Genomic DNA, 26,729 nt, shown 5'->3' on the forward strand with positions numbered 1-26,729 from the left:
GCCGAACCATGAGCGAACGCCCCATTCACTTCTATTTCCGCGGTGCGATCCGGCAACTGGACGGCGTTGCGCCCACCCGCACGGTGCTCCAGTACCTGCGCGAGGACGCCCACGCCTGCGGCACCAAGGAGGGCTGTGCCGAGGGCGACTGCGGCGCCTGCACCGTGGTGCTTGGCGAGAGGGTGGACGGCCAGCTCCAGTTGCGCGCTGTGAATGCCTGCATCCAGTTCGTGCCCAGCCTGGACGGCAAGGCCCTATTCACCGTCGAGGATCTGGACAGTCTGGGCGGGCTGGGCATGACCGGCCTGCTGCATCCGGTGCAACAGGCCCTGGTGGACCGCCACGCCTCCCAGTGCGGCTTCTGCACGCCGGGCTTCGCCATGTCCCTGTTCGCCCTGTACGAGAACCACACGGAGTGCCCCTCGCGCAGCGCCATCTGCGACAGCCTGTCGGGTAACCTGTGCCGGTGCACCGGCTACCGGCCCATCCTCGATGCCGTGCCCCTCGCCTACGCCCAGCCGCGGGTCAGCGTGGATAGGGATGCGGTGCTCTCCGCCCTGGACGAGATGACGGCCCTGCCCGCCCTGGAATACGTGGGTGCAGGGCGTCGTTTCAGCACCCCACGCAGCCTGGCGGATCTCGCCGCGGCCCGCCTGGCCGCGCCCGATGCCCGCCTGCTGGCCGGCTCCACCGACGTGGGCCTGTGGGTGACCAAACAGCTGAGGGATCCGGGTGATCTGATCTACCTGGGCGCCGTGGAGGAACTGAAGGCCATCCGCACCGACGCGGCCGGGTTGTTCATCGGTGCCGGCGCCAGCCTCACCGATGCCTTCGAGGCGCTCACGGTTTTTGAACCGGCGTGGGCCGAACTGGCCCGGCGCTTCGCCTCCCTGCCGGTGCGCAACGCCGGCACTCTGGGCGGCAACGTGGCCAACGGCTCGCCCATCGGCGACTCCATGCCCGGCCTGATCGCCATGGGCGCCGAGATCCTGCTGCAACGGGGCGAACGGCTGCGCCGGCTGCCCCTGGAGGACTTCTACCTCGCCTACCAGAAGACGGCCCTCGAAGCCGGCGAGTTCGTGCTCGGGCTGCACCTCCCGCCACCGCCTGCCGACCGCCATTTCCGTACCTGGAAGGTCTCCAAGCGTGAAGACCAGGACATCTCGGCGGTGTGCGGCGCCTTTGCCCTGGACATCCGTGACGGGCACATCCAGGGCGCCCGCATCGCCTTCGGTGGCATGGCCGCCACCCCCCTGCGGGCCCGCGCCACCGAAGCCTTTCTGCTCACCCGCCCCTGGGATCAGGCCACGGTGAATGCCGCGGCGGAAGTACTGGCCCACGAATACACCCCCCTCTCCGACATGCGCGCCTCGTCGGCCTACCGCAGCCGGGTGGCCGCCGGGCTGCTGCAGCGCCTGTGGCTGGAGAGCGGCGCAGGTGACGCAAGCGGCGGCGGGCCGGTGCCGGTACGCCTCGCCGATCTGGAGGACACCCTGTGAACGCCCCCGACCCCAAGCCCCTGCCCGGCGTTGGTGCCGGCCTGCCCCACGAAAGCGCCCACCTCCACGTCACCGGGCGGGCCACCTACGTGGACGACATCGCCGTACCCGCCGGCACCCTGCATGCCGCCCTGGGCCTGTCCAGCGTCGCCCACGGGCGTATCCGTGTGCTCGACCTGTCCGCCGTGCGGGCGGCCCCGGGGGTGCGCGACGTGATCGTCGCCGCCGACATCCCGGGCATCAACGACTGCGGGCCGGTGAAGCACGACGACCCCATCCTGTGCGCCGGCGAGATCCTTTTCCACGGCCAGCCCCTGTTTGCCGTGGCCGCCGACAGCCATGACGCTGCCCGCCGCGCCGCCCGCCTGGCCCGGGTCGAGGTGGATGCGCTGCCCGCCCTGCTCACCGCCGAGGCCGCTGCCGAAGCCGAATCCTGGGTGCTGCCCCCCGTCGAGGTGAGCCGTGGCGACACCCCCGCCGCCCTGGCCGCAGCCCCCCACCGCCTGCGTGGCGAGGTCCAGCTGGGCGGCCAGGAGCACTTCTACCTGGAGGGCCAGATCGCCTGCGCCATCCCCGGCGAAGACCACACCCTGCGCCTCCTCACCTCCACCCAGCACCCCACCGAGATGCAGCACATGGTGGCCCATGCCCTGGGCTGGCGGGTGCATCAGGTGATCGCCGAATGCCGGCGCATGGGCGGCGGCTTTGGCGGCAAGGAGAGCCAGTCGGCGCAGATCGCCTGCATCGCCGCGGTGCTGGCGGTGCGCAGCGGCAAGGCCGTCAAGCTGCGCCTGGACCGGGATGACGACATGCGCATCACCGGCAAGCGCCATGATTTCCACATCGAGTACGAGGCCGGGTTTGATGATCGCGGGCAGATCCTCGGCCTGCGCCTGCTGCTGGCCTCCCGCTGCGGCTTCTCGGCCGACCTGTCGGGGCCGGTGAACGACCGGGCCATCTTCCACGCCGACAACGCCTACTACCTGGACGCAGTGGACATCCTGAGCCTGCGCGGGCTCACCCATACGGTGTCCAACACTGCCTTCCGCGGTTTCGGCGGCCCCCAGGGCATGTTCGCCATCGAATCGGTGATCGACGACATCGCCCGCCACCTGGGCCTGGATGCCCTGGCCGTGCGCCAGGTCAACTTCTACGGCGACAGCGCCGGTGACATCCGCAACGTCACCCACTACGGCATGCAGGTGGAGGACAACGTGATCAGTCCGCTGGTGGCCCAGCTGGCCGACAGCGCAGGCTACGCCGCACGCCGGGCGGCCATCGACGCCTTCAACGCCACCAGCCCGGTCATCAAGAAGGGGCTGGCGCTGACCCCGGTGAAGTTCGGCATCTCCTTCACCGCCACCTTCTACAACCAGGCCGGGGCGCTGGTGCATGTGTACAACGACGGCACCGTGCTGGTCAGCCATGGCGGCACCGAGATGGGCCAGGGCCTGTACACCAAGATCCGCCAGATCGTCGCCCAGGAATTCGGCCTGCCCGTGGAGGACGTGCGCCTGTCCTCCACCGACACCAGCCGCGTGCCCAACACCTCGGCCACCGCCGCCTCCAGCGGCACCGACCTCAACGGCAAGGCCGCCCAGGCCGCCTGCCAGGCCATCCGCGGACGCATCGCCGGCTTTGTGGCCGAACGCCTGGGCGTGAGCCAGGACGCCGTGCTGTTTGCGGCCGGCCAGGTCAGCGCGCCGGGCTTCGATGCCCCCTTCGCCGCAGTGGTGTCCGATGCCTACCGGGCGCGGGTGCAATTGTGGGATGCGGGCTTCTACAAGACACCCAAGATCCACTACGACCCCGTCACCATGCAGGGGCGGCCCTTCTATTACTTCTCCTATGGCGCCTCGGTGAGCGAAGTGGCCATCGACACCCTGACCGGTGAATCGAAGGTGCTGCGGGTGGACATCCTCCACGACGTGGGCCGCTCCATCAATCCGGCGCTGGACATCGGCCAGATCGAAGGCGGCTTCATCCAGGGCATGGGCTGGCTGACCACCGAGGAGCTGGTCTATGCCAGCGACGGCCGCCTCGCCACCCACGCCCCCTCCACCTACAAGATCCCGGCCGTCTCCGACCTGCCGCCGGATTTCCGGGTGGCCCTGTTCGATAACGAGAACGTGGAAGACAGCATCCACCGCTCCAAGGCCGTCGGCGAACCACCGCTGATGCTGGCCTTCTCGGTGTTCTTCGCCCTGCGTGACGCGGTGGCGGCCGCCCTCGGCCCCGGTGCCCGACCCCGGCTCGACGCACCGGCCACGCCGGAAGCCATTCTCAAGGCCCTGAACGGAGGCGCGCTGTGATCGCGACCCCACGACTCAGGGCTCAAACCACCCACCTGGAGGTGTCACCATGAACGACTGGCTCCACACCCTGGCCAACTGGCTGGAAGCCGGCCAGCCTGCGGTGCTTGTCACCGTGGTGCGTACCGATGGCTCGACCCCCCGGGAGGCCGGCGCCACCATGCTGGTGGGCCGCGCCAGCACCGCCGACACCATCGGCGGCGGCCACCTGGAATGGCTGGCCAGCACCACCGCCCGGGAGCTGCTGGTGGAGGGCGGCCCGCCACGCCTGATGCGCTTTGCCCTCGGTGCCTCCCTGGGGCAATGCTGCGGCGGCGTGGTGTGGCTGGCGCTGGAGCGCATCGACGTGCGTGACGCCGCCATCTGGCGCACCCGCGCCGAAGCCGTGGCAGGCGGTGACACCCTGCAGCGCCGGCTGGTGTCGGGGGACGAAGGCAGCCTGTGGTCCTTGGCCGACCGGGACCCGGGCAAGGGCGACCCGGCCCATTTCTGGTCCGATGGCGGGCACTGGCAGTTCGAGCAGCAGGTGGCCAGCACCCGCTTCCCGGTGGTGCTGTTCGGTGCCGGGCACGTGGGTGAAGCCATCGTCCGCAGTCTGGCCCCCCTGGGCGCCCAGATCACCTGGGTGGATACCCGGGATGACATCTTCCCGGAGGCGATCCCCGAAGAGGTGTTCACCGTCGCTACCGACATCCCCGCCACCGAGGTCTACGACGCGCCCCCGGGCTGCTATTTCCTGGTCCTGACCCACGACCACAGCCTGGACTTCAGCCTGTGCGAGGCCATCCTCACCCGTCACGATTTCGCCTTCTTCGGCCTCATCGGCTCGGCCACCAAGCGTGCCACCTTCGAGCACCGCCTCATCGCCCGTGGTCTTGAACCCCGGCGCCTCCTCGACATGACCTGCCCCATCGGCATCCCCGGCATCGACAGCAAGCAGCCGGCGGTGATTGCCGCCTCCGTCACCGCCCAGCTGCTGCAGGTGCGCGAAGCCCGTCAGGCCCTGGCCCGGGCCGTACGGCCGGTGGCGATCACCCCCTTTCTTCTTTCGGGAGCCCGCTCGTGAGCACACCTCCGCCCCCTTTCAGCGGCCCGCCCGACGGCCTGCCACGCCTGGAGCTGACCGGCATCACCAAGCGCTACCCCAGCGTGGTGGCCAACGACGGCGTGCATCTCAAGGTCGGCCCCGGTGAAATCCACGCCGTGCTCGGCGAGAACGGCGCCGGCAAGAGCACCCTGATGAAGATCATCTACGGCGCGGTGCAGGCCGACGCCGGGCAGATCCAGTGGAACGGGCGCGAGGTGGTCATCGCCAACCCCTCCGAAGCCCGCCGGCTCGGCATCGGCATGGTCTTCCAGCACTTCTCCCTGTTCGAGACCCTGACCGTGGTGGAAAACATCGCCCTGGCCCTGGACGAACCCTTCGACCTGAAGCGCCTGGCGGCCCGGGTGAAAGAGGTGTCTACCCGCTACGGCCTGCCCCTGGACCCGGACCGGCTGGTGTACAGCCTGTCGGTGGGCGAGCGCCAGCGGGTCGAGATCGTGCGCTGCCTGCTGCAGGAACCCCAGCTGCTGATCCTCGACGAGCCCACCTCGGTGCTCACCCCCCAGGCCGTGCAGAAGCTCTTCGAGACTCTGCGCCGTCTGTCGTCGGAGGGGGTCAGCATCCTCTACATCAGCCACAAGCTGCACGAGATCCAGAGCCTGTGCCACAGCGCCACGGTGATGCGCGGCGGCAAGGTCACCGGCACCGCCACCCCGTCCCAGGAGACGCCGGCCAGCCTGGCGCGCATGATGATCGGCCGCGAGCTGCCCGTGTGCGAGGTGCCCGCCTTCACCGGCGAGGCGACACCGGTCCTCAGCGTCCGCGGCCTGTCCCATACCCCTGACGACCCCTTCGGCACCGCCCTCAAGGACATCGCCCTGGAGGTACGCCGCGGCGAGATCCTCGGCATCGCCGGCATCTCGGGCAACGGCCAGGCCGAGCTGCTGGCCGCCCTCTCCGGCGAAACCACCGGCCCCGCCGACACGGTGGTCCTGGCGGGTACGCCGGTGGGCCACCTGGACGCCGGCCGCCGGCGCAAACGCGGTCTCACCTTCGTGCCCGAGGAGCGCCTTGGCCGCGGTGCCGTACCGCCCATGAGCCTCGCCGACAACGCCACCCTGTCGGCCCACGGCCACGGGCTGGTGAAGAAGGGCTTCCTGCGCCCGAAGGCGGCGTGGGATTTTGCCAAGACCTGCATCGAACGCTTCGACGTGCGCTGCGGCGGGCCCGGCGCGGCGGCGCGCAGCCTGTCCGGCGGCAACCTGCAGAAGTTCATCGTCGGCCGGGAGATCATGCAGCAACCCATCGCCATGGTGGTCGCCCAGCCCACCTGGGGGGTGGACGTGGGGGCCGCCGCCTTCCTGCGCCAGACCCTGATCGACCTGTCGCGCAGCGGCGTGGCCATCCTGGTGATCTCCGAAGAACTGGAAGAGCTGTTCGAGATCTGCGACCGCATCGCCGTGCTGGCCGAAGGCCGATTGTCCGAGGCCGTACCCAAACAGCAGACCAACGCCGAGAAGATCGGCATGCAGATGTCGGGTCTGTTCTCCGCCGCCGATACCCGGGAGCCCGCCCATGCCGCTGCTTGAAGCCCGCCCGACACCGTCGGCCCGCATGCGCCTGCTGGCGCCCCTCATCGCCATCGGCCTGACCCTGGCCGTCGGTTCCCTGCTCTTCCTGTCCCTGGGCAAGAACCCCGTCGAGGCCTTCGGCGTTTTCTTCATCCAGCCCCTCTCGTCAGGCAACGGCTGGAGCGAGCTGATGGTCAAGGCCGGGCCGCTGATCCTCATCGCCCAGGGCCTGGCCATCGGCTTCCGGGCGCGCATCTACAACATCGGCGCCGAGGGCCAGCTCATCATGGGCGCCCTGGCCGGCGGCGGCGTGGCCATCGCCTTCGACGGGGTGGACGCCTGGTGGGTGCTGCCCCTGATGGTCATCGCCGGAGCCATCGGCGGTGCCCTGTGGGGGGCCATCCCGGCCCTGTTGCGCACCCGCTTCAATGCCCAGGAGACCCTCACCACCCTGATGCTCGCCTACGTGGCCACCTTTGCCCTGTCCTACATGGTGAACGGCCCCTGGCGCGACCCGGAAGGGATGAACTTCCCCCAGTCCATCATGTTCGGCGACCCGGCCCTGTTCGCCCCCTGGTTCGAGGGCATGCGGGTCAACGCCGCCATCCTGATCGCCGCCGTCGCCTCCCTGGCTTTCTGGATCTTCACCTCACGCAGCTTCCTGGCCTACCAGCTCACCGTCGGTGGCCTGGCGCCGGCAGCCGCCCGCTACGCGGGGTTCTCGGCCAATCGCACGGTGTGGGTGAGCCTGGTGCTGTCCGGCCTCACCGCCGGCCTCGCCGGCGTGGGTGAAGTGGCCGGCCCGGTGGGCCAGCTCAACCTCAACATCTCGCCGGGCTACGGCTTCGCCGCCATCATCGTGGCCTACCTGGGGCGCCTCAACGCCATCGGCATCGTCCTGGCCGGCCTGCTGATGGCCCTGCTCTACCTGGGTGGCGAGGCCGCGCAGGTGGCCCTGCAGCTGCCCGCCGCCATCACCGGGCTGTTCCAGGGGATGCTGCTGTTCTTCCTGCTGGGGGCCGACGTGTTCGTCGATTACCGCCTCAAGCCCCGGCCCCGGCCGGCCTACGCATGAGGGGCCGGCACGGCGCCCCCCGCAGAGCCCGACACCCGTATCCCCAGGAGGCTTCATGATCGAACACCTGATTCCCGTCCTCGCTGGCACCCTGGCCGCCGCCACGCCGCTGATCTTTGCCGGGCTCGGCGAGCTGGTGGCCGAGCGCACCGGCGTCATCAACCTGGGCGTCGAGGGCATGATGCTGATCGGCGCCGTCGCCGGCTTTGCCGCGGCGGCCCACTCCGGCGGCGGGGCCCTCGCCGGGCTGCCCGCCGGCGCCGTGGCCGGCATGCTGGCGGCGCTGATCTTCGCGATCCTGTCCCTGTCCATGGCCGCCAACCAGGCGGCCTGCGGCCTGGCCCTGACCATCTTCGGCATCGGCCTGTCGGCCTTCATCGGCCAGCACTACGTCAGCTACAGCCTGCCCGGCCTGCCGCCCCTGGACATCCCCGGCCTGTCGGAGATCCCGGTGATCGGCCGCATCCTCTTCCATCAGGACGCCGTCACCTACCTGGGCCTCGTCACCTTTGCCTGTGTGTGGTGGGTGCTCAAGAAGACCCGCCTGGGTCTGGTGCTGAAGGCCGTCGGCGAAGCCCCGGACGCCGCCCATGCCATCGGCTATCCGGTCATCGCCATCCGCTACGGGGCCACGCTCTTTGGCGGCGCCATGGCGGGCATCGCCGGGGCCTACCTCTCCACCGTGTACACCCCCCTGTGGGTGCAGAACATGGTCGCCGGCCGCGGCTGGATCGCCATCGCCCTGGTGGTCTTCGCCGCCTGGAACCCCACCCGCCTGCTGCTGGGCGCCTGGCTCTTCGGCGGCGTCACCATCCTGCAGTTCCACGCCCAGGGCCTGGGCATCGCCCTGCCGGTCCAGTTCCTCGCCGCCCTGCCCTACCTGGCCACGGTGGTGGTGCTGGTGCTGATCTCCCGGGACAAGCGGCTGCTGCAGCTGAACCTGCCGGCTTCGCTGGGGAAGCCGTGGATGCCGTGAAGATGGGGAGGCACCGTGGCGTGGGGGTCGAGTTCGTTCGACCTCCTTGGGTTAGGCCTTTGCTGGCCGGCTTTCCCGTGTCGGGCGTTACGTTGGCCGGGATTTCGCCCCGGCGGGCGACCTCCTTTCTTGCTTCGCCAAGAAAGGAGGCAAAGAAGGCGACCCGGCCACCCCGGTCATTCGCTACGCGAATGACTCCCCTGCGCTGCTCCCAGCAGGCGGCCGACGCGGAACTCGCCCTTCGGGCTCAGACAGCCGCGCCGGACTTCCCCACCCGCTGGTGCGCTGCTCGGCGGGTCGGAACGGGCTTTTCGGATGCACCGAGCCTCTACGGAAATGGGGTCAAGCACTGGCCGTTGATCACCTGCATTTCCTTTCCCCTCTGGCGTGCCGACTGGAGGGTTCGGCAGGCGGAAAAAGGGCTGCGCATGTCTGAGCCCAAAGGGCGAGTTTGCGCAGACCCCGCCTGACGGACCCGGAAGGAGGGAACCCCCGAAGGGGGCGCGACAGCGGGGTACGTTTCTTTGCCTTCTTTCTTGTCGTACAACAAGAAAGAAGGTCGCCCGCCGGGGCGAGACCCGGCCAACGTTACGTAATCGACGGGGAAAGCCCCCCAGCAAACACGACCATAAGAAAATGAACACCAAGACCCTCCTCCTCCACCACGCCGACGTCCTCGTCACCATGGACACCCAGCGCCGTGAGATCCCCGACGGCGCCGTGTTCATCCGCAACGGCATCATCGAAGCCGTCGGCCCCACCACCGAGCTCCCTGATACCGCCAACGAGATCATCGACCTGCGCGGCCGCATCGTGCTGCCCGGCCTGGTGAATACCCATCACCACATGTATCAGAGCCTGACCCGCGCCGTGCCCGGGGCCCAGGATGCCGAGCTGTTCGGCTGGCTGCAGACCCTCTACCCCCTGTGGGGCGGGCTGACGCCCGAGATGATCCGGGCCTCCACCCTCACTGCGATGGCCGAGCTGATCCTGTCGGGCTGCACCACCTCCTCCGACCACCTGTACATCTACCCCAACGGCAGCCGGCTGGACGACAGCATCGAGGCGGCCCGGGAGATCGGCATGCGCTTTCACGCCTGCCGCGGCAGCATGAGCGTGGGGCGCTCGGCGGGGGGCCTGCCGCCGGACCACCTGGTGGAAGACGAGGCCACTATCCTGGCCGACAGCCGCCGCCTCATCGAGACCTGGCATGATCCGGCCCGCCACGCCATGCTGCGGGTGGCCCTGGCGCCCTGTTCGCCCTTCTCGGTGAGCACCGACCTGATGCGCGAATCGGCCGTGCTGGCGCGCAGCTACGGGGTGTCGCTGCACACCCACCTGGCCGAGAACGACAACGACGTGGCCTACAGCCGCGCGCGCTTCGGCATGACCCCGGCCGAGTACGCCGAGAGCCTGGGCTGGGTGGGGCCCGATGTGTGGCACGCCCACTGCGTGAAGCTCGACGACGCCGGCATCGCCCTGTTTGCCCGCACCGGCACCGGCGTGGCCCACTGCCCCTGCTCCAACATGCGCCTGGCCTCGGGCATCGCCCCCATCCCGGCCATGCGCGCGGCCGGCGTGGCGGTGGGCCTGGGGGTGGACGGCTCCGCCTCCAACGACGGCGCCGACCTGCTCGGCGAGGCCCGTCAGGCCATGCTGCTGGCCCGGGTCGGCCACGGCCCGGCGGCCATGAACGCCCGCCAGGCCCTGGAACTGGCCACCTTGGGCGGCGCCCGGGTGCTGGGCCGGGACGACATCGGCGCCCTCGCCCCGGGCATGAGCGCCGATCTGATCGCCTTCCGCAGCGACACCCTGGCCCTGTCCGGCGGTGCGGTGCACGACCCGGTGGCCGCCCTGGTGTTCTGCGCCCCCGAGCGCGTGGACATGAGCCTCATCAATGGCCGCCCCGTAGTGATGGACGGCAACCTGCAGACGGTGGACCTGGGGCGCGTGGTCCATCACCATAACCGCCTCGCCCGCCAGCTGGCTGAAGCCCTGTGAAGCCCATGCCCGACACCCACGTCCTGGTCCGCGGCCAGATCCTCCACTACCTGAACGACCCCGGCCCGACGGACGACCCGAGCGCCTGGGAGTTCTTCGACGACGGCGCCCTGTGGATCACCAACGGCCACATCCGCGCCGCCGGCCCCTGGGCCGCCATCCGCGCCAACATGCCCCCGGCCATCCGCGACGCCGCCACCTTCCACGACCACCGCGGCAAGCTGGTGCTGCCCGGCCTGGTGGACACCCACATCCACTACCCCCAGGCCGGGGTGATCGGCTCCTATGGGCGGCAGCTGCTGGACTGGCTCAACGACTACACCTTCCCTGCCGAAGCCCGCTTTGCCGACTACGCTGTGGCCGAGAAGACCGCCGCCTTCGTGGTGGACCGCCTGCTCGCCCACGGCACCACCACCGCCTCGGTGTTCGCCACCGTGCATGCCCACTCGGTGGACGCCTTCTTCCGGGCCGCCGAGGCAAAGAAGCTGCGCATGCTGTGCGGCAAGGTGCTGATGGACCGCCACTGCCCCGACACCCTGAGCGACACCGCCGAATCAGGCCGCGCCGACAGCCAGGCCCTGATCGAACGCTGGCACGGCAAGGGCCGCCTGGGCTACACCCTGACCCCGCGCTTCGCCCCCACCTCGACCCGCGAGCAACTGCAGGCCACCGGCGAACTCTTCGCCTCCCGCCCCGACCTGCACCTGCAGACCCACCTGGCCGAAAACCGCGCCGAGATCGACTGGGTACGGCAGCTCTTCCCCGAACGCAGCAGCTACCTGGACGTCTACGCCCACTACGGCCTGCTCGCCCCACGCACGATCTACGGCCACTGCATCCACCTCTCCGACGCCGAACGCCGCGACATGGCCGCCAGCGGCGCCGCCGCTGCCTTCTGCCCCACCTCCAACTTCTTCCTCGGCAGCGGCGCCTTCGACTACGCCGCCAGCACCGCCACCGGCCTGCGCGTGGGCCTCGCCACCGACGTGGGCGGCGGCACCGGCTTCAGCCTGATCCGCACCCTCGGCCAGGCCTACGAGGCCAGCCAGATCCACGGCACCCCGCTATCCGCCATGCGCGGCTGGTACCTCGCCACCCTGGGCGGCGCCCGTGCCCTCTACCTGGACGACCACATCGGCAACTTCCAGCCCGGCCACGAAGCCGACTTCACCGTCCTCGACTGGACCGCCACCCCGGAACTCGCCTGGCGCATGGACAACACCCGCAGCCTGGCGGAAAGGCTGTTCGCGCTGATGATTCTGGGGGACGAGAGATGCGTGGTGGCGACGCATGTGATGGGGGAGCGGGTGGGGCCGGGCTGAGGCCGGCAACAGAGCTCCTGCCAGGAAGATTGCCTTACGATGGGGCCGATGGCACATTGGCCCCCGTTCCTCCCGGCAACTACATCATGCCCCGCCCGCAGCCCATTCTCACTGTCGACGCCGTTCTACTGACCCTCGAGGACGGCCAGCTCAAAGTCGCCCTGCATGAGCGCACGGCAGATCCCTTCAAGGGCATCAAGGCCCTGCCAGGGGGCTTCGTCCATCCGGAGGAGGATAGCTGCGCCCTCGACACCGCTTATCGAGTCCTTCGCCAGAAGACGGGCTTCATCCCTCGTCATCTGGAACAGCTCTGCGTGTTCTCCGGCCCGGAGCGCGATCCCCGAGGCTGGTCAGTCAGCATCGCCTTTGTGGCCCTGTCCCCCATCGATGCGCTGCGCAGTAGTGGCTCACCCGTGTTCAGCTACGCGCGGGTGGACGCACTGCCCGAACTGGCCTTCGATCACCGGGAGATCGTCGCCCAGGCAGTCCAGCGCCTGCGCAGCAAGGCGGGCTATTCATCCCTGCCCTGCGCGCTGCTGCCCGAACGCTTCACCCTCCGGGAGCTGCAGGAAGTCTATGAACAGGTGCTCGGGCAAACGCTGGACAAGTCCAGCTTTCGTCGCAAGATTGACGAACTGGCTTTCGTGACGCCCAGCGAGGAATTCACTGCAGGCACCCACCGCCCGGCCCGGCTGTACTCCTTCCAGGGCTACACGGCCTTCGACCGCAGCCTGACCACCCGCAAGTAGAACGCCGACGGCATCCATCCTTTCCGTAGCACCTGAAAACAAGAGAAAATGACGAAGGAATATCTTTAATCCAGTTAGTTGCAAATTACAACTAACTGGATTAAAGTGCGAACCACTTAGTTGCACATCGCAACTAACAAAGGAGCCGCCGTCATGCTTTCTGTTGAACTTCGCTACCCTCGCAGCACGCAAACGCTCTGTCAGTGCGTTCCGGAGGTTTTCCGCTTTCCTGGGGGAGAGATCCAGGTGCGTCTGGCCATCGATCCGGAAGGCCTCTCCGCAATCCGCATTCACGCCCTGCTGCGCAGCGCGGACAACGTCATGGCCTTGCTGCTGCTGACCAATGCCCTGCGCCAGCAGGCCGGCGGGCAGACGCCCATTGATCTGGACATGCCCTACATTCCCTACGCCCGCCAGGACAGGGTCTGCAATCCGGGCGAAGCCCTGTCGATCAAGGTGTTCTGCTCACTCATCAATGCCCAGGACTATCGCACCGTCACCATCACCGACCCCCACAGCGATGTGGCCCCGGCCCTTCTGGACCGGGTCCGGGTGCGGGATGTATCTGTGTTCGTGCAGCAAGTGCTGGAAGACCCTGCCTTCAAGAACGGGGTGACGCTGCTGGCACCCGATGCGGGCGCCCTGCGGCGAGTTCAGGATCTGGCACGCCGGTTGGGCATTGATCAGGTGGTATCCGCGCGCAAGCAGCGCGACCCACGGACAGGGCGCATCACGGGCCTGGAGCTGGCCGCGCCCCTGCCGCCGACGCACCCCGTGCTGGTGGTGGATGACATCTGCGATGGCGGCCGGACCTTCCTGGAGCTTGCTGCCGCGATGCCTTTCATACCGGAGGGCGGACGCTTCCTCTACATCACCCACGCCATTTTCAGTCAGGGGCCAGCAGCACTCCTCGCCGCCTATGACAAAGTCTTCACCCCCTACGACTGGACCCACTCCCGTGTCCCGGGCCTGGTCACCCTGAACCAAGGAGCCTGATCATGTACTCGCTGTTCGCACCGACTGCCCTGGATTTCTACAAGACCGGGCACATCTTCCAGTATCCCCAGGGCACCACCGAGGTTTACTCCAACTGGACACCCCGCTCGGACCGGCTTGCACCTGTCATCCGGGAGAGCCTTGACGGCCTGCCCGCCTTCGACGGAAGGGTGGTGTGGTTTGGCCTCCAGGCCTTCATGCAGGCCTTCCTGATCGATAGCTGGAAGCAGAGCTTCTTCGACCAAGCTCGCGACGTGGCAGTACGCCGTTACAAGCGACGCATGGACACCGCACTGGGTGACGGCGCAGTACCGGTCACCCACATCGAGGCCTTGCACGCGCTCGGCTATCTGCCGGTGGAAATTCGCGCCCTGCCCGAAGGGAGCCTCATCCCCATGCGCGTACCTGCCCTTACCATCGTGAACACCTTGCCGGAGTTCTTCTGGGTGACCAATTACCTGGAGACGGCCATGAGTGCCGAACTCTGGAAAGCATCGACCGTGGCCACCATCGCCCGGGAGTTCCGTCGCCTGTTCGAGCACTACGCGGCGCTCACGGGCACTCCCGCCGAGTTCGTACCCTGGCAGGGCCACGACTTTTCGATGCGGGGGATCGACGGCATCGAGAGGGCGATGGTTAGCGGCGCGGCTCACTTGCTGTCCTTCACCGGCACCGACACGGTATCGGCCATCGACTTCCTGGAGGAGTACTACGGCGCCGATGCCGAGACCGAACTCATCGGCGGCTCCGTACCGGCAACGGAACACAGCGTGATGTGCATGGGGCTCGAGGCCTCCGAGCAGGACACCATCCGGCGGCTGATCACCGAGGTCTATCCGGCGGGCATCGTGTCCATCGTGAGTGACACCTGGAACTTCTGGAAAGTCATCACCGAATGCGCAGAAGCCTTGCGCCCGGAGATCCTCGCCCGACGCCCGGACGCCCTGGGCAACGCGAAGGTCGTTTTCCGCCCGGACAGCGGCGATCCGGTGCTGATCCTGACCGGCCTCACGACAACCGTCATCGACACGGCCGAGGAGGTTGATCAGGTGAGCACTGAAACTGTCTGCCTGGCGGGCCGCTACTTCGTGGTGGATCGGAAGGACGGAAAAGCACAGTTGGGAGCCGAGGTTTCGACTGCCGAAGTAAAAGGGGCCGTGGAATGCCTGTGGGACCTATTCGGCGGCAGCCTGACGGCTACCGGCCACAGGCTTCTGAACCCGCGGGTCGGCCTGATCTACGGTGATTCGATCACCCTGGAGCGCGGTCAGCGCATCCTGGCCCGGTTGGCGGCCAAGGGCTTTGCCTCGGGCAACGTGGTGTTCGGCATCGGCTCCTACACCTACCAGTACCTGACCCGCGACTGCTTCGGCTGGGCCATGAAGGCCACCGCCGGCGTCGTGAACGGTAGCGTACGGGAGTTGGTCAAGGATCCGGTGACAGACAACGGCACCAAGCGCTCGGCGCGAGGTTATCTGCGGGTCGTCATCGACGACGGGCGCTATGTTCTCCGTGATCGGCAAGCACGCCAGGACAGCCTGCAGGGCGAACTGCGCCCCGTCTTCCGGGATGGCCGAATGCTGGGCAGGACCACTTTGGCAGAGATTCGCGCCCGGCTTCGGGGAGCTGATTGAGCAGGCGCCTGGCCTCCGACATGCCATGACGTCGGAGGCCAGGCGATCCACCGCCTTTAAGGGCCGTGGGTATCACCCCGGCAAGGCCAAGCCCTTCGGATTCGGCCCATACTCGTTGCTCCCCTCCTGGCTGTCCTGCACCGCAAAGTAGATCAGCACCAGCGCGCCGATGATGGGGATGATCATCAGCAGGGCCCACCAGCCGGATTTGCCGATGTCGTGGAGGCGGCGCACCGTGACGCCGACGCTGGGCAGCAGCACGCCGAGGCTGTAGATGCCCGACAGCACGTCGCCCATGCCGCCCTCACCACCGCCGCCAACCAGCTGCAGCACGACCATGATGATCAGGTTGAAGAGGGTGAACATCCAGTATTCCTTGCGCTGGGCACGCCCCTTGAAATCGGCGTACTGCTTGAGTGCTTTCAGATACCACTGCATGGAGATCTCCCTGTGCATGTCAAAAGGATGGGCCTGAGGGAAAGATAGCATGCCCCGGATGACGGGTTGCCGGGGCGGATGGGCTTTCCTTCGTCCGCCAGCCGGGCTACCTTCGGGCACCACCCCGTTCTGCCGCCTTCCATGCCGCCCATCCTCCGTGCCCTTGAATCCCGCAATTACCGCATCTACTTTGCCGGCCAGCTGATTTCCCTGGCGGGCACCTGGATGCAGCAGGTGGCCATGGTGTGGCTGGCCTACCGCCTCACCGGGTCGGCGCTGGTGCTGGGCGTGGTGGGCTTTGCCAGCCAGATCCCCATCCTGGTGTTCAGCGCCATCGGTGGCGTGATCACCGACCGCTTCGACAAGCGGCGCCTGCTGCTGGCCACCCAGGCCCTGTCCATGGTGCAGGCCCTCGGGCTGGCGGCGCTGGCCTGGCAGGGCAGCGCAACCCCGGCGCACCTGATTGCGCTGGCCTTCGGGCTGGGCCTGATCAATGCGCTGGACGTGCCGACCCGCCAGGCCATCGCGGTGCAACTGGTGGACAACAAGGCCGACCTGCCCAACGCCATCGCCCTGAACTCCTTTCTGATGAACGCGGCGCGCTTTGTCGGCCCGAGCCTGGCCGGCTTTGTGGTGGCGCTGGCCGGCGAGGCGGTGTGCTTCCTGCTCAACGGGCTGTCCTACCTGGCGGTGCTGCTGGCGCTGCTGGCCATCCGCCTGCCGGCCGGCGAGGCGCGCAAGCCCCCCGCACCGCCCCTCCAGGCCCTGCGCGAGGGCCTGGCCTACGCTGCCGGGCAGGCGGAGATCCGCGCCTCGCTGCTGGTGGTGGCCACCACCAGCTTTCTGGCCGCGCCCTACGTGGTGCTGATGCCGCTGTTCGCCCGGGAGATCTTCGGCGGCGACGCCCGCCTGTACGGGCTGCTGCTGGGCTGCTCGGGCGCCGGCTCCCTGCTCGGCAGCGCCTACCTGGCCAGCCGCCAGGACACCACCGGCCTGACCCGCAAGGTGGCCCTGGCGGCGCCGGTGGTGGGAGTCTGCGTGGCCCTGTTCGCCCTGTCCCCGGCCCTGTGGATGGCTGTGCCGGTGCTGCTGGGATTGGGGTTGGCGATCATCGTTACGGTGGCGGGCAGCAATACGCTGATCCAGACCCGGGTGGACAATGCCTTCCGGGGCCGCGTGATGGCCCTGTTCACCATGGCCTTTCTGGGCGTCGCCCCCTTGGGCAGCTTTGTGGTGGGCAGCCTGGCCCATGCCGTCGGCGTTCGCCCGACCCTGGTGCTGTGCGGCCTGCTGACGGTGGCGGCCGGCCTGTACTACCGGCGTCGGACAGCCCGCTGAGACAGGGCCACCCGGCCCCGAAACGGGCAACCCATATTGAGTATCTCTGCAGCACGGGCCCAGCCCAAGTGCCCATAATGGGCTTTTCAGCCTTGCGGGGGTCGGCCGGGAGCCCGTATTTTGTGAGCCGGACAACAATAATTCCAAGGGGAACCCCCATGCCGCAGAGCTCACGACTGGCCAGCCAGACCTGGCAGATCCTGGCCGAAACCTGCTCCGATACGGTCCGCGATGCCGTGGCCGGCATCATCCAACGGGACAAGGCCGCCCTCGCCACCCGCTTCTACAGCTTCATGCTGGAAGATGAAGGCGCCAAACCCTTCCTCTCCGTAACCACCGTCGAGGCCCGCCTCAAGCCCGGCCTGCAGCGCTGGCTGGAGGTGCTTTTCTATCACCGCAGCGTGGAAGAGCTGGCCGCCGCCCTGGCCCTGCAGCGCCATGTGGGCGAGGTGCACGCCCGGGCCCAGATCCCGGCTAACCTGGTGGCGCGGGGCCTGCGCCTGCTCAAGCACGAGATCAACCTGCGCCTGCTCAACACGCCGCTGGACCGCAACGATCTGGTGCACGCTGTGCTTTACGTGGACCGCCTCACCGACGTGGCCTTCGAGGAGATGAGCGCGGCTTTCATGCTCTCCTCCGAGCGCGGCGTACGTACCGACGAGGCCTACCGCATGTTTGCCGCCGGCCGTGACCTGGCCCTGGAGCGGGAGAAGCAGTCGGTGGCCGTGCTGGAGTGGGAGGCCCGCTTCTATCGCCTGCTGGCGGCGGGCTGGTCCTTCGACGAGATCCACAGCCTGAAGGATTCGGAGTTCGGCCTGTGGCTGTACCATAAGGCGCCCCTGCTCTTTGACGAGACCCGCGAGTTGCCCCTGATCGGTGAATGCGTCGAACGCATCGATCAGTCCCTGTTTCCCCAGCTGGTCTTCGGCCGCGACCGGGACCTGCACTCCGACGCCAACCGGGCCCTGGCCAAGGCGGTGCTGGTGGAGGTGGACGAGATCAAGTTCCTGCTGCGCTCCATGTTCGACCGCCTGGTGGACCTGGACGTGGGCCGCGACGTGCTGACCCAGCTCTTCAATCGGCGCTTCCTGCCCTCCATCCTCAAGCGCGAGCTCAGCTTGGCGCGCCGCGCCGAGAATCACTTCTGCGTGCTGATGCTCGACATCGACCACTTCAAGCGGGTCAATGACCAACACGGCCATGATGCCGGCGACCGGGTACTGCAGCAGGTGGCGGGGCAGATCATGAACCAGGTGCGGGGCGGCGACTTCGTGTTCCGTTACGGGGGCGAGGAGTTTCTGGTGCTGCTGACCGCCATCGACGTGGACCGCGCCCAGGCCGTGGCGGACAAAATACGCCAGCGCATCGCCGAGCAGGAGATTCCCCTGGCCGGCGGGCACACCCTGCGCGTCACGGTGAGCATCGGCATTGCCGCCAACGATGGTCACCCGGACTACCAGCGCCTGATCGAGCGGGCCGACAAGGCCCTCTACAGCGCCAAGGACGCCGGGCGCAACCGCATCGCCACCGCCTGAACGGGCCACACACGGGGACTCGGCCCGGCGGGCCATCCCCGTTATCATTCCGGCCTCAACCCTGCAGGCCCGCGGGCCGGACACCAACCATGACCGAAACCACCGGCGCCCCGGCCACCGCCCGGGCCGCCCCGCGCGTGCTGTCGCTCATCCCGCCGATGACGCAGCTCAACACGCCCTACCCGTCCACCGCCTATCTCACCGGTTTTTTGCGCAGCCGCGGCGTGGACGCGGTGCAGGACGACCTGGCCCTGAAACTGGTGCTGGCCCTGTTCTCCCCGGCCGGCCTCGATGCCCTGCGCGAAGGGATGCAGGCCCTGCCGGGCAGGAAGCGCTCGCCCACCCTGGCCACCTTCGACGCCGCCTTTGCCCGCTACCGGGCCACGGTGGAGCCAGTGATCGCCTTCCTGCAGGGCCGCGACCCGACCCTGGCCCACCGCATTGCCAGCCGCGCCTTCCTGCCCGAAGGGCCGCGCTTTGCCTCCCTGGATGCCTACTACGACCCGGACGGCGGGGACCCCCTGGCCTGGGCCTTCGGCGCCCTCGGCGTGCAGGACAAGGCCCGCCACCTGGCCACCCTCTACCTCAACGACCTGGCCGACGTGCTGCGCGAAGCCGGCGACCCGCGCTTCGAGTTCGTGCGCTACGCCGAATCCCTGGCCATGGCCCAGCCCACCTTCGGCCCCCTGGCCGCGGCCCTGGCCGCCCCGCCGACCCTGGTGGATGCGCAGCTCAAGGCCCTGACCCTGGAGACCATCGCCCGCCACCAGCCCCAGGTCGTGCTGCTGTCGGTGCCGTTTCCGGGCTCGGTATACGCCGCCTTCCGCATCGCCCAGACCCTCAAGGCCGCCCACCCGGCCATCGTCACCGTGCTGGGCGGGGGCTTCGTCAATACCGAGCTGCGCGAGCTCACCGAGCCCCGCGTCTTCGACTACTTCGACTACGTCACCCTGGACGACGGCGAGCGCCCCCTGCTGGCCCTGCTCGAACACCTGGACGGCAAGCGCGGGCGTTCACGCCTGGTGCGCACCTATGTGCGCGAGGAGGGTGTGGTGCGCTACATCAACCTGGTGGAGCCGGACGTGCCCTTTGCCGAGGTCGGCACCCCCACCTGGGACGGCCTGCCCCTGGACGGCTACCTGTCCATCCTCGACATGCTCAACCCCATGCACCGCATGTGGTCGGACGGGCGCTGGAACAAGCTCACCGTGGCCCACGGCTGCTACTGGAAGAAGTGCAGCTTCTGTGACGTGAGCCTGGACTACATCGGCCGCTACGACGGGGCCAGCGCCGAGCTGCTGGTGGACCGCATTGAGGCCATCGTCGCCGAAACCGGCCAGACCGGCTTCCACTTCGTGGACGAGGCCGCCCCGCCCAAGGCCCTGAAAGCCCTGGCCGAGGAGCTGCAACGGCGCAATCAGTCGATCTCCTGGTGGGGCAACATCCGCTTCGAGAAGTCCTTCACGCCCCAGCTCTGCCAGCAGCTCGCCGACAGCGGCTGCATTGCCATCTCGGGCGGGCTGGAGGTGGCCTCCGACCGGCTGCTGACGCTGATGAAGAAGGGTGTCTCGGTGGATCAGGTGGCCCGGGTCACCAAGGGCTTCAGCGACGCCGGCATCCTCGTCCACGCCTACCTGATGTACGGCTTCCCCACCCAGACCGTGCAGGACACCGTGGATGCGCTGGAATACGTGCGCCAGCTCTTCGACGCCGGCTGCATCCAGTCGGGCTTCTTCCACCGCTTCGTGTGCACCGTGCACTCACCCGTGGGCCAGAACCCCGAGGAGTACGGCGTGAAGCTGAAACCCCTGCCGCCCATCAGCTTCGCCAAGAATGATGTGGGCTTCATTGACCCCACAGGGGTGGACCACGACGCCCTCGGCGTGGCCCTCAACAAGGCCCTCTACAACTACATGCACGGCATCGGCCTGGACGAGGACGTGCGCAGCTGGTTTGGCATGAAGGTGCCCAAGGCCCGCGTGCCGAAGAACTTCATCGGGCGGGCGCTGGGCTATTGAGGCGCCGCCACCGGCTCAGATCAGCTGGTTGGCAATGGCGTAGCGGGTCAGGTCGGCGTTGCTGCCCATCTCCAGCTTTTCCAGGATGCGGGTGCGGTAGGTGCTGACGGTGTTGGGGCTGAGCTCGAGCTGTTCGGCAATGCCGGCGATGGATTTGCCCCCCGCCAGCATGCACAGCACCTGGTATTCCCGATTGGAGAGTTTCTCGTGAGCGGCGCCGGCGCTCAGGTCGGACTTCGCCTGGGCCACCCGGTACAGCAGTTCCGGCGAAAAGTGCTTGCGCCCCTGGGCCAGCTTGCGCAAGGCCTCAACCAGGGTCTCCGGCGGGCTCTCCTTGCTTACGTAGCCGTCGGCACCGGCCTTGATGCTGCGGATGGCCAGGCTTTCCTCGGGCAGCATGCTGAGGATGAGCACCGGCGTGTGCCGGTTGAAACTGCGGAACTGCTTGGTCAGCTCCAGACCGTTCTGGTCCGGTAGATTGATGTCGAGCACCACCACGTCATAGCTTTCGGTACGCAGGTAGTCCAGGGCCTCGGCGGCCGTCCGGGCTTCGTGGCGGATCACGAACCCCTCGCTGGGCCTGAGGACCTGGGCCAGCCCCTGGCGGATGAGGGGGTGATCATCGACGATGAGAAGATTCATTGGCTTTCCCTTCCCGCATCCGTCAACGCCACCCGCAGGGATACACAGGTGCCCCGGATGGCCGGATGCGTCGTAATGCTGAGGACGCCACCCACCTGCAGGGCGCGCTCCTTCATGCTGGTCAGGCCAAGGGAGTTCCCCGTCAGGGCGTCGCTGCGAATACCCACCCCATTGTCGGCAACCTGCAGGCTCAGGATGTTTCCGTCACAGCTCAGCGTCACATCCACGGCCGTGGCTCTGGCGTGGCGGGAGATGTTGGTCATGGCTTCCTGAAACAGGCGGTAGATGCGGGTCTTGAAGGTTTCGGGCAGATCGATGTCGGCCTGGGGCACCACGCAGCGACAGCGGATGCCCATGCGCTTACGGAACTCACCGGTTTCCCACTCGATGGCACCGCCAAGCCCCAGGGTATCGAGAATGCGCGGATGCAGTTCCTGGGAAATGCGTCTGACCGACAGCATTGCCTCCTCGACGATGGCCTCCACGTCGTTCAAGCGACTGTCCATTTCGGGGTGATCCGGCCCGGCAAGGCTGCTCAATTGGCGCAGGTTCATGCGGATCGCCGTCAGCGTCTGGCCCAGCTCGTCGTGGAGTTCACGGGCGATGCGGGTCCGCTCCTCCTCCCGCACCACCTCCATATGGGCCAGCAGCGCCTGGATCTGGGCATGGGACTGCTCCAGGCGGCGGGTTGCCTCAATGCGCTCGGTGGCATCCGAAAGATAGCCATGCCATAGCACGCTGCCATCGGCACAAAGCTGGGGTATGGAGTCACCCTCGATCCAGCGCACGCCCAGATGCGGGTGAAGAATCCGGAACTGCCCGTGCCAGGCCGCCATGGCACGGGCCGACATTTCAATGCTCTCCAGCAGGGCACTGATGTCATCGGGATGCACCAGACCGATCAAGGGCCTCGCGTCGGACGAAAAATCCTCCGCCGAGAAACCGAGGGCTTCCAGTTGCTTTCCATCAATGTAAGGAAAGGAATAGACCCCATCTTCATGACGAAGAAATGCAAAAATGGCGCCCGGCACGGTCGCGGCAATGTTCTTCAGCTGATCGGCCAGATTGGCTTTGCGCATCAGGGCCGCCTCGAGCGCCTGCTTGAGGGTCACGTCCTCGCAGATCACCAGCCGGGCGCGTCGGCCCTCATAATCGATGGACTCGGACCACAGCGCCACATCCATGACTTCGCCGTTCTGGCGACGATGGCGCCAGACCTCACCATGGGTCTGCTCCAGCCCGCCCCTGTGGACAGGATCGAGCAGCGCCTGCAGGTCTGTATCCAGGCGAATATCGAGAATGCTCATCGCCAGGAAAGCGTCGCGGCTGTAGCCGTAAGCAGCAATGGCTGCGTCGTTTACCTCCAGAAAACGCAGGGTTTCCTCATCAAACACCCACATGGGCAGGGGGTTGAGCAAGAACAGGCGCCGGTAGCGCTCCCGGGTCTCGCGCAGGGCGATTTCCGCCTCCTTGCGATCAGTGACATCCATGATGGTGCCAAACATGCGGGCCACACGGCCGTCGGCAGCCTTGTCCACCTGACCATAGCCATGCAACCAGCGCACCAGCCCGTCCACCGGGCGGCGAATGCGGTATTCCCGATCGAATGAGGCAACCCGCGCACCAACGATGTCAGCCAGATAACTGCCCATGGCCTCCCGGTCATCAGGATGAACCATCATGATCCAGCTCTGGGCCGTCCTGGGGTAGGCGGGCCCGATCCCCAGGATGTCGTCGAGGACTGCCGAGCACGTCCAGTGGTCGTCGTCCACATGGTAGGTATAAGTACCAATCCGGGCCGCCTCCTGGGCTTCCCTCAGGAGACGCTCACTCTCGCTCAACGCGAGGGCGGTGAGCTTTCCCAGGGTAATGTCCTGAGTCGTTCCATACGCCCCCACCACACGCCCCTGCCCGTCAAGCTCAAGCCGCGCCCGTTCGCGTAGCCACTTGATCTCACCATCGACCACGATACGGTGTTCGATGTCATAGGCGGCGCCAGCAAGCGCCTCGCGCCAGCGGGCATCGACCTCCGCACGGTCATCCGGATGAACACGCTCCAGAAAAATGTCGTAGGTCAGGTGGGAACCCTTCTCGACACCGAAAATGCGATGGACTTCGTCGGACCAGCTCAAGCGCTGGCTACCCAGATCCAGCCACCAGTTTCCGACCTGGGCAATGGCCTGGGCCCGGCACATCTCATCATTGCTGCGCTGCAGAGCCTGCTCAAGCTGCTTATGCTCGGTAACGTCGTTGCCGGCACTGAGGGTACCGGCAAGCCGGCCGTCCGGACCCTTGAGATAGGCGTTATGCCAGGCCAGCATCCGCCGTGAACCATCGGCAGCGAGGATCTCGTTCTCGAAATACTCGACCTGCTCCAACCCGCCGTCCATGATCTGCCGGAATATAGGGTAAATCCGGGTCATGCCTTCAGGCTGGGGCAGGCAGGTGGCAAACCACGACGCACCTACGATGTCGGCGGGGTCGCGTCCGAGCATCCGGGCCCCACAACGGTTGATGGACGTGACACACCCCTCGCGGTCGAGGGACACGATCAGGGTCTCCACCGTGTCGAGGGTCTGCTGCAACAGCACGCACTTCTCCTGCGCAGCCATCTCGGCCAGCTTACGGGATGTGACATCCACGTGCATGAGCAGGGCACGTCTAGGCAAGGCCCCCAGGGTCATGGCCTGTAGCAGGAGCCAGCGGGATTGATCGGGAGAATGGCAGGGGTATTCAAACTCAAACTGTGTCAGCCTGCCAGCGAGCACGGCCTGAACGCCCGCCAGGACCTCCACGGCACCCGCATTACGACACACTTCGAGATAATCAATCCCAGCCCCCGCCTCGACGAATAGGCCAGCCCCATTCTTTCTAGCGAATCGACGCCAAGACTCATTGACATGAAGGATCGTGCCGTCTGGTCCAATCAGGGCTGCAGAATGAGGCAGGGCCTCGATAACCTGCAGGCCATCGAAGGACAGGTCATGATCCGGCGGGGTCGGGGCGCACGGCTTGGTCAACGTTGTATCTCTCCGGGACGGTTCATGCCCAGGGCCGACCGTCCTTATCATTGATTTCCTGATTAACTCACGAAAACCAGTCAAAGCCTCGGACTATTACAAGAAGTACATGATTTTTATGTAGTCATTGAACTACACCCTCAAGACTCCTTGATTCCGTCACCCCCGCGCCTAACCTATCATGCCCTGGACAAGACTAGGCGACTGGCCCTACATCGTGCGGCAGATAATCGGCAAGACCGCTGACAGAGATCTCGCGGGACGCCAAGACTCCTTGGCCGAGATCGCAGCGCACCTGATCACCGCCACCATCAGCAAGGCGTACCTGCATTGCCAATCAGCCTTTTGCATATGCCATACGCCTTTCTATTCCAATTCAATCCGGGTCAATTCCGTAATCAGCCGTATATCAGCCGAAATCTCCCATACGCCAATTACCGAATGAATACGGCCAACTCCGGCAATTCGCTCCTTATCCATTCAGCCATTCATGCATTCCGTTTGGCTTTCCCGGGCAGCATTGAGCCCAACTCCTGATACGTCCGGACATTCGCGCTGACATGCTCCCAAAAATGGATCCAGCGGTCCTCCTGCCCCTCCTGGCAGATCACGCCTCCGAATGGCTCTTCATCGTCCGCAGCGATCGCAGCTACCTGTTCTGTTCCGAGGCGTGTACCCGTATCACCGGATATACGCCTGATGAGATGGCGGCAGCCCCGACCCTGCTGCCCGCCATCGTTCATCGCGAAGACGTGCCGGGGTACGAAGCCCTGCACATGAGCACCCACCCGGCAGCCGATGAGTTGCGCCTGCGTATCACCCACCGGGATGGCAGCCCGCGGCGCATCGGCCTGAGGGTACGCCCCCTTCACGATGCCGATGGCCGGCGCAGCGGCACCTTGGGGAGCATCCGCGACCTGACCGACGAGTACGCCATCCGGGAGAGGCTCGACATCCTGTCCCGGGCGGTCGAACTGAGCCCCACCAGCGTCATGATTGCCGACCACCACGGACACATTCAATACGCGAACCCGTCCTTCAGCCGTGCCTCCGGCTACAGCCAAGAGGAGCTCATCGGTCAGGAACCACGCATCCTCAAGTCCGGCCTGACCCCGTCCACAACCTACACGGACATGTGGACCCACCTGGGCGAGGGCCGCCCCTGGCAGGGCGAACTCTACAATCGCCGCAAGGACGGCTCGGTGTTCTGCGAGACGGAGATCCTGTCCCCCATCTTCAACACCGACGGGCAGTTGACCCACTATCTCGCGGTCAAGGAAGACGTTACCGAGAAGAAGCGCAGCCTGGAAGAACTTGATCGCTACCGCTCCGATCTGGAAGCCATGGTGGCAGAGCGCTCCGCCCATATTGCCGAACTGAACATCCGCCTGCAGGAACGAGCCACCGCCGCCGAGGCCTCAAGCCAGGCCAAGAGTGCCTTCCTCACCAACATGAGCCACGAGATCCGCCCCCCCCTCAATGCGATCATCGGGCTGGCACGGATACTCCTGCGTGACACCCCGGGCCCTGTCCAGGAGGACAAGCTGTCCAAGATCGTCACCGCTGCCGATCACCTCTCCTCGGTCATCAACGACATCCTCGACATCTCCAAGATCGAAGCCCGGAAGATGCACATCGAGCACGCCGACTTCAATGTACCGGCGCTGATCGACAGCCTGGTCATGCTGATGGCGGACCGCATCGAAGGCAAAGGCCTGCGCTTCCGGCAGGTCCTGGAGGGGCTGCCGGCAAACCTCCGGGGCGATGTCACCCGGCTACGCCAGATCCTGCTCAACTATCTGGGCAATGCGGTCAAGTTTACCCATCAGGGAGAGATTACCCTGGCCGGCCGGGTTATAGACGAGGACGCCACCCATGTCCGCCTATGTTTCGAGGTCTCAGACACCGGCATCGGCATCGACGCCGAATCCCTGCCCCGGCTTTTCGAAGTCTTCGAGCAACTGGACAGCAGCACCACACGGCAATATGGTGGGTCCGGCCTGGGGCTGGCCATCAGCCGGCGCCTCGCGGCCATGATGGATGGCGAGGTCGGCGTGCACAGCACTCCCGGTCAGGGCAGCTGTTTCTGGCTGAAGCTGCGTCTCGAGAAGAGCGGGGACACCCTCTCCGGCATGCCGGATACACCACCGAAACCCGCAGAGGAAAGCCTGCGCAGTGAATTCCCGGGCGCCCGCATCCTGCTGGTGGACGACGAGCCAATCAACACCGAAGTGGCCAGCGAGTTACTGCGGGAAGCGGCCCTGCAAGTAGACACAGCGGAAAATGGAGCCATCGCCGTGGCCCGGCTGGAACACGAACACTATGACGTGGTCTTCATGGACATGCAGATGCCGGTGATGGGTGGCCTGGAGGCCACGCGGCTGATACGCCTGCGCCCCCACGGACAGACACTGCCGATCATCGCCATGACCGCCAACGCCTTCTCCGAAGACCGTCTCGCCTGCCTGGAGGCCGGCATGAACGGCTTTCTCGGCAAACCCCTGGAGCCGGAGCTGCTCTTTGCCACCCTGCTCGAAGCGCTCCGCTCACGGGGCTGA

General features: G+C 66.8%; 18 protein-coding genes. 15 read left to right on the forward strand and 3 right to left on the reverse strand.

Annotated features, from left to right (window positions below; translation table 11 throughout):
• The first annotated feature begins 8 nt into the window (after positions 1 to 8).
• The 11 genes from xdhA to ACIQ09_RS04025 all read left to right on the forward strand — a co-directional run bounded on the left by xdhA (position 9) and on the right by ACIQ09_RS04025 (position 15,180).
• On the forward strand, positions 9 to 1,499 hold the full coding sequence (gene xdhA / locus ACIQ09_RS03975; RefSeq protein WP_398306436.1) for a xanthine dehydrogenase small subunit: 1,491 nt from the start codon (positions 9 to 11) through the stop codon (positions 1,497 to 1,499).
• Positions 1,496 to 3,811 (forward strand): xanthine dehydrogenase molybdopterin binding subunit, encoded by a 2,316-nt coding sequence (gene xdhB / locus ACIQ09_RS03980; RefSeq protein ID WP_398306438.1) that lies wholly within the window; start codon positions 1,496 to 1,498, stop codon positions 3,809 to 3,811. The genes xdhA and xdhB overlap by 4 nt, the downstream gene beginning before the upstream one ends.
• 49 nt (positions 3,812 to 3,860) lie before the next feature.
• Complete coding sequence (gene xdhC / locus ACIQ09_RS03985) at positions 3,861 to 4,877, forward strand: xanthine dehydrogenase accessory protein XdhC (protein ID WP_398306440.1); 1,017 nt, start codon at positions 3,861 to 3,863, stop codon at positions 4,875 to 4,877.
• Entirely contained in the window at positions 4,874 to 6,445 is a 1,572-nt protein-coding gene (locus ACIQ09_RS03990) for an ABC transporter ATP-binding protein (protein ID WP_398306442.1), read from the forward strand. The genes xdhC and ACIQ09_RS03990 overlap by 4 nt, the downstream gene beginning before the upstream one ends.
• On the forward strand, positions 6,432 to 7,502 hold the full coding sequence (locus ACIQ09_RS03995) for an ABC transporter permease (protein ID WP_296407343.1): 1,071 nt from the start codon (positions 6,432 to 6,434) through the stop codon (positions 7,500 to 7,502). The genes ACIQ09_RS03990 and ACIQ09_RS03995 overlap by 14 nt, the downstream gene beginning before the upstream one ends.
• A gap of 55 nt (positions 7,503 to 7,557) precedes the next feature.
• Entirely contained in the window at positions 7,558 to 8,478 is a 921-nt protein-coding gene (locus tag ACIQ09_RS04000; protein ID WP_398306445.1) for an ABC transporter permease, read from the forward strand.
• Between the two features lie 636 nt (positions 8,479 to 9,114).
• Positions 9,115 to 10,479, forward strand: a complete 1,365-nt coding sequence (locus ACIQ09_RS04005; RefSeq protein ID WP_398306447.1) for an 8-oxoguanine deaminase — start codon at positions 9,115 to 9,117, stop codon at positions 10,477 to 10,479.
• 5 nt (positions 10,480 to 10,484) lie between these two features.
• Positions 10,485 to 11,801, forward strand: a complete 1,317-nt coding sequence (gene guaD / locus ACIQ09_RS04010) for a guanine deaminase (protein ID WP_398306449.1) — start codon at positions 10,485 to 10,487, stop codon at positions 11,799 to 11,801.
• 86 nt (positions 11,802 to 11,887) lie between these two features.
• Positions 11,888 to 12,550, forward strand: coding sequence for an NrtR DNA-binding winged helix domain-containing protein (locus ACIQ09_RS04015; protein ID WP_398306451.1), 663 nt, complete (start codon positions 11,888 to 11,890; stop codon positions 12,548 to 12,550).
• Between the two features lie 153 nt (positions 12,551 to 12,703).
• Complete coding sequence (locus ACIQ09_RS04020; protein WP_398306453.1) at positions 12,704 to 13,546, forward strand: phosphoribosyltransferase family protein; 843 nt, start codon at positions 12,704 to 12,706, stop codon at positions 13,544 to 13,546.
• 2 nt (positions 13,547 to 13,548) lie between these two features.
• The gene (locus tag ACIQ09_RS04025) at positions 13,549 to 15,180 is read left to right on the forward strand and encodes a nicotinate phosphoribosyltransferase (RefSeq protein WP_398306455.1); all 1,632 of its coding nucleotides are present in this window, start codon (positions 13,549 to 13,551) and stop codon (positions 15,178 to 15,180) included.
• Between the two features lie 72 nt (positions 15,181 to 15,252).
• Here ACIQ09_RS04025 and ACIQ09_RS04030 read toward each other — a convergent pair whose 3' ends face one another.
• A complete protein-coding gene (locus tag ACIQ09_RS04030; RefSeq protein WP_398306457.1) occupies positions 15,253 to 15,618 on the reverse strand; it encodes a DUF805 domain-containing protein in 366 nt (121 codons plus the stop codon).
• A 141-nt stretch (positions 15,619 to 15,759) separates the two neighbouring features.
• Between ACIQ09_RS04030 and ACIQ09_RS04035 the strand changes: the two genes are divergently transcribed.
• From ACIQ09_RS04035 to ACIQ09_RS04045, 3 genes are all read left to right on the forward strand, one after another.
• The gene (locus ACIQ09_RS04035; RefSeq protein ID WP_398306459.1) at positions 15,760 to 16,956 is read left to right on the forward strand and encodes an MFS transporter; all 1,197 of its coding nucleotides are present in this window, start codon (positions 15,760 to 15,762) and stop codon (positions 16,954 to 16,956) included.
• Positions 16,957 to 17,114: 158 nt separating this feature from the next.
• Positions 17,115 to 18,491, forward strand: a complete 1,377-nt coding sequence (locus tag ACIQ09_RS04040; RefSeq protein WP_398306461.1) for a diguanylate cyclase — start codon at positions 17,115 to 17,117, stop codon at positions 18,489 to 18,491.
• Positions 18,492 to 18,580: 89 nt separating this feature from the next.
• Complete coding sequence (locus ACIQ09_RS04045; protein ID WP_398306463.1) at positions 18,581 to 20,509, forward strand: B12-binding domain-containing radical SAM protein; 1,929 nt, start codon at positions 18,581 to 18,583, stop codon at positions 20,507 to 20,509.
• Positions 20,510 to 20,524: 15 nt separating this feature from the next.
• Here ACIQ09_RS04045 and ACIQ09_RS04050 read toward each other — a convergent pair whose 3' ends face one another.
• Both ACIQ09_RS04050 and ACIQ09_RS04055 read right to left on the reverse strand, forming a co-directional pair.
• Entirely contained in the window at positions 20,525 to 21,151 is a 627-nt protein-coding gene (locus tag ACIQ09_RS04050) for a response regulator (protein ID WP_398306465.1), read from the reverse strand.
• Positions 21,148 to 23,820, reverse strand: coding sequence for a PAS domain-containing protein (locus ACIQ09_RS04055; RefSeq protein ID WP_398306467.1), 2,673 nt, complete (start codon positions 23,818 to 23,820; stop codon positions 21,148 to 21,150). The genes ACIQ09_RS04050 and ACIQ09_RS04055 overlap by 4 nt, the downstream gene beginning before the upstream one ends.
• 923 nt (positions 23,821 to 24,743) lie before the next feature.
• On the opposite strand from ACIQ09_RS04055, the gene ACIQ09_RS04060 reads away from it, so the two are divergent.
• Positions 24,744 to 26,729: a PAS domain S-box protein gene (locus ACIQ09_RS04060; protein ID WP_398306469.1), complete on the forward strand. Its 1,986-nt coding sequence runs from the start codon at positions 24,744 to 24,746 to the stop codon at positions 26,727 to 26,729.

The sequence above is a fragment of the Zoogloea sp. genome (genome assembly GCF_044344315.1).
Lineage (GTDB): Bacteria > Pseudomonadota > Gammaproteobacteria > Burkholderiales > Rhodocyclaceae > Zoogloea.

Coding starts and splice junctions, on each gene's coding strand:
- xdhA (WP_398306436.1), top strand. CDS start 9: ATGAGCGAACGCCCCATTCACTTCTATTTCCGCGGTGCGATCCGGCAA.
- xdhC (WP_398306440.1), top strand. CDS start 3,861: ATGAACGACTGGCTCCACACCCTGGCCAACTGGCTGGAAGCCGGCCAG.
- ACIQ09_RS03995 (WP_296407343.1), top strand. CDS start 6,432: ATGCCGCTGCTTGAAGCCCGCCCGACACCGTCGGCCCGCATGCGCCTG.
- ACIQ09_RS04000 (WP_398306445.1), top strand. CDS start 7,558: ATGATCGAACACCTGATTCCCGTCCTCGCTGGCACCCTGGCCGCCGCC.
- ACIQ09_RS04005 (WP_398306447.1), top strand. CDS start 9,115: ATGAACACCAAGACCCTCCTCCTCCACCACGCCGACGTCCTCGTCACC.
- guaD (WP_398306449.1), top strand. CDS start 10,485: ATGCCCGACACCCACGTCCTGGTCCGCGGCCAGATCCTCCACTACCTG.
- ACIQ09_RS04015 (WP_398306451.1), top strand. CDS start 11,888: ATGCCCCGCCCGCAGCCCATTCTCACTGTCGACGCCGTTCTACTGACC.
- ACIQ09_RS04020 (WP_398306453.1), top strand. CDS start 12,704: ATGCTTTCTGTTGAACTTCGCTACCCTCGCAGCACGCAAACGCTCTGT.
- ACIQ09_RS04025 (WP_398306455.1), top strand. CDS start 13,549: ATGTACTCGCTGTTCGCACCGACTGCCCTGGATTTCTACAAGACCGGG.
- ACIQ09_RS04030 (WP_398306457.1), bottom strand. CDS start 15,618: ATGCAGTGGTATCTGAAAGCACTCAAGCAGTACGCCGATTTCAAGGGG.
- ACIQ09_RS04035 (WP_398306459.1), top strand. CDS start 15,760: ATGCCGCCCATCCTCCGTGCCCTTGAATCCCGCAATTACCGCATCTAC.
- ACIQ09_RS04040 (WP_398306461.1), top strand. CDS start 17,115: ATGCCGCAGAGCTCACGACTGGCCAGCCAGACCTGGCAGATCCTGGCC.
- ACIQ09_RS04045 (WP_398306463.1), top strand. CDS start 18,581: ATGACCGAAACCACCGGCGCCCCGGCCACCGCCCGGGCCGCCCCGCGC.
- ACIQ09_RS04050 (WP_398306465.1), bottom strand. CDS start 21,151: ATGAATCTTCTCATCGTCGATGATCACCCCCTCATCCGCCAGGGGCTG.
- ACIQ09_RS04060 (WP_398306469.1), top strand. CDS start 24,744: ATGGATCCAGCGGTCCTCCTGCCCCTCCTGGCAGATCACGCCTCCGAA.